6 protein-coding genes are annotated in these 6,000 nt (G+C 68.0%); 3 read left to right on the top strand and 3 right to left on the bottom strand.

The genetic code is table 11. From position 1 onward, the window contains the following. The first annotated feature begins 156 nt into the window (after positions 1 to 156). From CKO43_RS10180 to CKO43_RS10170, 3 genes are all read left to right on the top strand, one after another. Positions 157 to 471, top strand: coding sequence for a hypothetical protein (locus CKO43_RS10180; RefSeq protein WP_200231102.1), 315 nt, complete (start codon positions 157 to 159; stop codon positions 469 to 471). A 126-nt stretch (positions 472 to 597) separates the two neighbouring features. Then, a complete protein-coding gene (locus CKO43_RS10175) occupies positions 598 to 1,956 on the top strand; it encodes a dicarboxylate/amino acid:cation symporter (RefSeq protein ID WP_200378560.1) in 1,359 nt (452 codons plus the stop codon). Positions 1,957 to 1,993: 37 nt separating this feature from the next. Further along, on the top strand, positions 1,994 to 2,359 hold the full coding sequence (locus CKO43_RS10170) for a hypothetical protein (RefSeq protein ID WP_200378559.1): 366 nt from the start codon (positions 1,994 to 1,996) through the stop codon (positions 2,357 to 2,359). A gap of 299 nt (positions 2,360 to 2,658) precedes the next feature. On the opposite strand, the gene CKO43_RS10165 is transcribed toward CKO43_RS10170, so the two are convergent. From CKO43_RS10165 to CKO43_RS10155, 3 genes are all read right to left on the bottom strand, one after another. Next, positions 2,659 to 5,193: a diguanylate cyclase gene (locus CKO43_RS10165; RefSeq protein WP_200378558.1), complete on the bottom strand. Its 2,535-nt coding sequence runs from the start codon at positions 5,191 to 5,193 to the stop codon at positions 2,659 to 2,661. 28 nt (positions 5,194 to 5,221) lie between these two features. After that, positions 5,222 to 5,437, bottom strand: coding sequence for a hypothetical protein (locus CKO43_RS10160; protein WP_200231107.1), 216 nt, complete (start codon positions 5,435 to 5,437; stop codon positions 5,222 to 5,224). A 343-nt stretch (positions 5,438 to 5,780) separates the two neighbouring features. Next, complete coding sequence (locus CKO43_RS10155) at positions 5,781 to 5,990, bottom strand: hypothetical protein (RefSeq protein WP_200231108.1); 210 nt, start codon at positions 5,988 to 5,990, stop codon at positions 5,781 to 5,783. Positions 5,991 to 6,000: the final 10 nt, after the last annotated feature.

The following is a 6,000-nucleotide window of genomic DNA, read 5'->3' as shown; positions in this document are numbered from 1 at the left end:
TGCGAGGGCTGAGGACATCGGGCGGGGGAGGGGTTCGAGCATAAGAGCCGCGACTTGACTGCGAAGTGAAGGTCTTGTCGCCCTTTCTTGTATCGATCGCGGCGGCGCCTCCCGCGCCATCCTTGCGGCCAACGATTCGCCCACGGCTCCCGCCCGATGTCCTCAGCCCTCGCATCCCGTCGCCTCTACGTCCTGGACCTCGCACGCCGCATCGGCGACATGGAGTGCGGTGTCCTGCCACTGGAGCCGCTGACCTACCGCGTCGTCGCCCGGCGCCTGCGCCAGGCGCTGGCCGGCCTGCCCGAGGTGCTGCTGGTCGGCGCCGGGGTCGACGAACTCGCCGCGCTGATTCCGCTGCTCGAAGCGCGCCATTTCGACGAACACGGCGTGCTGCGTGGCGACCATGCGCAATCCAGTCGCGACGTCGCCGAATCGCTGTTCGAACGCATCGGCATTCGTCTCGAAGACTGAGCCATTGCCTGGCGCGATTGCCGCCTATTGCAATCGCGAAGCAGCTTTACGCTCGATGAGGACCCAGGGTTTCCCCTTGGTGCGACACTCTCGTCTGCCGCGCGGGGTCACGCGCGGGGAGAGAACATGGACTCGTCGAACCGGCACCGGCCTTTTTATCGTTCGCTGTACGTACAAGTACTTATTGCAATTGCATTCGGCGTCGCATTAGGCCATTTCTGGCCTGAAACCGGCGCTGCGATGAAACCGTTGGGCGACGGCTTCATCAAGCTGATCAAGATGATCATTGCGCCGATCATCTTCTGCACCGTCGTCGTCGGCATCGCCGGCATGGAAGACATGAAGCAGGTCGGCAAGACCGGTGGTCTGGCGCTGCTGTACTTCGAGGTCGTCAGCTCGATCGCGCTCGTCATCGGGCTGGTCATCATCAACCTGGTGCAGCCGGGCGCCGGCATGCACGTCGACCCGGCGACGCTCAACGGCTCGGCCGTCGCTGCCTACACCGGCCCGGGCAAGATGGAGGGCACGGTCGACTTCCTGCTGCACGTGATCCCGACGACGGTCTTCGACGCCTTCGCCAAGGGCGAGATCCTGCAGGTGCTGTTCTTCTCGGTGCTGTTCGGCTTCGCGCTGCACCGCTTCGGTGGCCGCGGCTCGATGGTCTTCGACTTCATCGAGAAGACCAGCCACGTGCTCTTCGGCATCGTCGGCATCATCATGAAGGTGGCGCCGATCGGCGCCTTCGGCGCGATGGCCTTCACGATCGGCAAGTACGGCGTCGGCACGCTGCTGTCGCTGGGTGCGCTGATGGCCACCTTCTACGCCACCTGCCTGCTGTTCATCTTCGTCGTGCTCGGCACGATCGCGCGTGCGCACGGCTTCTCGGTCTGGAAGTTCTGCCGCTACATCAAGGAAGAACTGCTGATCGTGCTCGGCACCTCGTCGTCGGAGTCGGTGCTGCCGCGCATGATGGCCAAACTGGAGAACCTGGGCGCGCGCAAGTCGGTCGTCGGCCTGGTGATCCCGACGGGTTATTCGTTCAACCTCGACGGCACCTCGATCTACCTGACGATGGCCGCGGTCTTCATCGCCCAGGCCACCGACACGCCGATGACGCTGACGCAGCAGCTCACGCTGCTGCTGGTGCTGCTGCTGACGTCCAAGGGCGCCGCCGGCGTCACCGGCAGCGGGTTCATCGTGCTGGCGGCAACGCTGTCGGCCGTGGGCCACGTGCCGGTGGCGGGGCTGGCGCTGATCCTGGGAATAGACCGCTTCATGTCCGAAGCGCGTGCGCTGACCAATCTGATCGGCAACGGCGTCGCGACGCTGGTGGTCGCCAAGTGGACCGGCGGCCTGGACAGCGAGCGCATGCGGCGCCAGCTCGACGGCGAGACCGTGGTCGAAGCTCAGAAGCCCGAGGCCGTGCTCGACGCGGTCGAAGCCCACATGGCCGTGCCTCCGACGGTGCGGCCGGCGCAGCGCTGATGTGCCGGCCGGCCGCGCTACAGTGGCGCGGCTGGCCATGAAAGCGCTCTGCCACCTCCTTGCCGCCGCCGCGCTCGCAGGCGCTGTCGTCGGCGTGCCCGCACAGACGCTGCTCACGCCCGGCTACCGCGTGAGCGTCGAGCCGCGCTGCGTCGAAGGCGAGGTGGCCTGTGCCGACGTCGAATACGTCGGCCGCAGCCGCCGCAGCGGGCGCAGCATCCGGCTCGACGGCCGGGCGCTGCATACCCAGTGCGCCGATGGCGTCACGCCCTGCCGCTTCCTCGGCTGGGAGTTCCACAACGGCGACACCGTCTACCGCGTGTTCGAGGCGGGTGAACTCGTCGTCACGCGCGGCGACACCGTGCTGCTGCGCGAGCAGGGCCGCTGGCTACCCGCACGCTGACACATCGCCGACACACGGCGCCGGCAAGATGGCGGCATCGGCGTGCGAAACCGGCCGCAACACTGGGCGACACACGGGAACCCGTAACCCGGCATAGCCGATGCCAACTTCACGCCTCGCCGCTTGCGGCGGGGCGTTTTCACTTCGGTGCTGCCGCCGGCCGTTCAGGCCGCCGTGCACGACGTCGGTGATGAAGGCGCGGGTCGATCTTCAGCTTGTTCGTCGGCAGGCGCTTCAGGCAGCTCGGCGACAAGGAACGCGGGCGGGGCGGCACGGCCGCGGTCGCCGGCCGCGCGCCTTCAGCAGGCCTCGGCGGGACTGTCCGCCTCGGGCTGCCGCTGCGGCGATCGAGCCGCCGCGGCCGGCTCGAGCCGGCCCAGAGGCGGAATCACCAGCGTCGTGTACTCGGCATAACGTGCCTCGGGCAGGTCGCGCAAGGCCAGGCGCTCGACGCGCGGCTGCTCGATCGGCAGCCACGCCGCCTCGTACAGGATGACTTCGTGCTCCGGGGGATACCAGCACTGCAGCTTGTCCACCAGCGCCTGCAGCCCTTCGCGCTCGGCGTGGAAACGCGTGCAGCTCAGGTCGCCGGCCAGTGCCACCTGCCATAGCAGCACCAGGCCGGCACGGTCGAGCTGGCGGTCGTAGACCAGAAACTGGGTGGCCTCCATCGACTGCACGCCACGCCGGCCCGGGTCCAGCCCGAGGTCGGCGTACAGGCAGGCCTCGGCCGAGATGCCTGGCTCCATGCGCGCCGGAATGCCTTCGGCACGAGCCTTGCGCACCACCACATGCGGCACGTCGGCAAACACGCCCGGGTGGCCATAGAACACGGCGCACACGCGCTTGCCGGCACGCACCTCGGCCATGATCCGGGCGTCGATCTCGCGGTAGGTCTCGCGCCTGTCCTTGCCGGGCGCGTAGTGCAAGCCGAGGTTGATCGCATCCGGCCGCAAACTGCTGATCATCGCCAGGGCGATCGGATTCACCAGGCAGAACACCACCTCGGCTTCGCGGATCTCGGACAGGCTGCGCTCGCTGGCGTGGCGGCCGAAATCGATCCCGCTGCCCACGACCACCAGGCCTGCCCGCCTGCCGGTGCCCGGCTCCTCGCTGCCGGCACGCACCACGCGGTTGCGCCCGCCGTGCTTGGCGCGATACAGCGCCTGGTCGGCCTCGTGAACCAGCTGCTCCAGCGTGCTCACCTGGTCGTTGGCCACGCAGAGCCCCGAGCTGATGCTGAAGTGCACGGTCTTGCCGAACACCTCCATCGGCTCGATGCGCTCGCGCAGCCGCTGCAGCAGCGCCTCGGCCTGCGCCGCGTCTTCCTGGAGCAGGATCGTGAACTCGTCGCCGCCGCTGCGCCCGGCGATGCCGCGCTCGCCCACCACTTCGGCGATCCACACGCCCAGGTTGCGAAGCGCCGCGTCGCCGGCGGCGTGCCCGAAGTGGTCGTTGACGCCCTTGAAGCGGTCGACGTCGGCGACGATCGCGGTGAACGGCTGCCCACGCCGGCGTGCCGCAGCGAACGCCGCCTCGCCGAGCTTGCGCACCTGCTGGTAGTTGTAGAGCCGGGTCAGGCCGTCGTGCTCGGACTGCCAGCGGTAGCGCTGGCGCTCGATGAACGCACGCCGCAGCAGAATCGTCAGCAGCATCGAGACCAGCGCCAGCCCGCCCACGCCTGCCCACAGCAGCCACTGCCGGCGCTGCTCCACGGTGACCTGCAGCGCGGCCACTTCCTTCTCCGCTTCCAGCAGCGCGATCTGCTGCTCCTTCAGCCGGATGTCGAACTGCACCTGCAGATACGCCAAACGACGCTCGCGGGCATCGTTCTCGGCTGACGCCGTTGCCACGGTCGCCCGCTTGTAGTGCGCCAACGCTTCGGCAGGGTCGCCGCGCTTCTCGGCAAGGCGCGCCAGGAGTTGTTCGGTCTCCGCGATCATGTCTGGCGTTTTCTGATCGCGGTAGTAGCGCAAGGCGTCGGCCAGCAGGTGGCCGGCGCGATCAAGGTCGCGACCCGAATCGATCAGAATGCCGGCGAGCGCCAGCCGCACCCCCCAGGTGCCTGGGGCATACCCGGCCTCTTCGTAGCCCGCCAGCGCCTGATCCGCCCAGTGCAGGGCCTGGTCGTAGCGACCCTGCGCGGCCAGCATCTTCGTGACACCCCACTTTCCGTCGGCGGCAAAGATCAGGTCGCCGGCACGAACGCAGGCATCGATCTGGCGCCAGCGCCAACGCTCGGACTCGTTGATCCGGCCGGAACTCGCGTCCGCCGTCGCCAGGTGGCTCAGGGCGAGGCATTTGGCGCGTTCATCGGTGCCCTTGTCGGCCAGGGCAAGCTCGCGCAGCGCAAGTTCACGCGCCTTCCCGGTTTCCCCGACCAGGTTGTGCAGGTAGCTGGCGATGCCCAGCAGACGCACCGACTGTTGCGGCTCTTCGCCCAGGTAGGCAAGAGCCTCGCCGAGCCAGGTGAATGCCTGCGACCATTGCTCTGCGTTCGCGGCGACATTGATGGCCGTGCCGTAAACGCGCATGCGCAGGTCCGCGGCGAGCGGCTCTTGCAACAACGCGCCGAGGCCGGACGCCGCGCCGGCCATGTCGCCCGACAGCGCCAGCATGCGCAGGCGCACGTACTCCACGCGCTGTCGCTGTTCCCTGCTCAGTGACCCGAGTTGCGGGGACAGCGTCTGGATCTTCGCGTTGACGTCGCGCCAGTTCGCGGAGATGCCGAGCCGCTCGATCTCAGCCACCTGCGATTCCAGCGACTGATCAGCAAAGACCGGTCCGGCGGCGAGCGCCAGCAGCAGTGCAGCGATGGAGCTGTATCGGCGCATGCCGGCGTACGGGGCCCGAGACCTCCCGCTAGTCGTAGGCCTGGATGGAGTGCTGCGTGGAGAACTGCCCGTCCTGCAGCCCGGTGAGGCGCTTGATCGCCTCGTAGTCCTTGTCCAGCAGCGCGGCGCCTTCTTCCGCGGACAGGCCGAAACGGAGGATCACCGCTTGGGGGTCCGTTTCGTAATCGCTGTTCAACGCGGCATCGCTTCCGAGCTTTCGCATCAGGTCCAGCAGCTTCGACATGTTGATTTCTCGGTGATCGGGCGCTGTCGGCACTGGGTTGCCGGATCGGGCGCGCCTTCTATTGCAAGCACACAAAAATACTGACTTCCAGTATAGGGGGCGAGGTCGCACCGCCTTGTGACGCGCGCCACATCTGCGTGCCTTGCACAACGGCGAGGCCGCCTGGCGAGTGCTCGCTGAGTCGTACGGCGCGTGCCGCGTGACGCGAGGCGACCCGGTGCCGGTGCAGGAGCAGGAGCAGGAGCAGCGCCTGGCGCCCCGAGTTCGCGCTGCTGGCCGAACTGGCGCGGCTGCAACCCTCCGGGCCCGAGACACCCCGGATGCTGCAGGCGCTGGACGGCGGCTAGACGAAGCGCTGGATGACCTTGCCCGTGTGGTCGCAGATGTAGATGCGGGCCGCCACCGAATACCCGGCGACGAAGGCGGCGTGCCGGCGCACGTAGGCCAGGTCGGTGTGGTAGGCGGCGAACACCTTCGTCAGGCGGCCGTTGGCATCACGCACGACCTCGACGACGCGGTACAGGTTCTGGTTCTGCTGGCTGACGGAGCCCATGAAGCACGGC

It is taken from the genome of Rubrivivax gelatinosus (assembly GCF_016583785.1).
In the GTDB taxonomy this organism is placed as follows: domain Bacteria; phylum Pseudomonadota; class Gammaproteobacteria; order Burkholderiales; family Burkholderiaceae_C; genus Rubrivivax; species Rubrivivax gelatinosus_B.
This window is presented reverse-complemented; position numbering and strand designations above follow the sequence as displayed.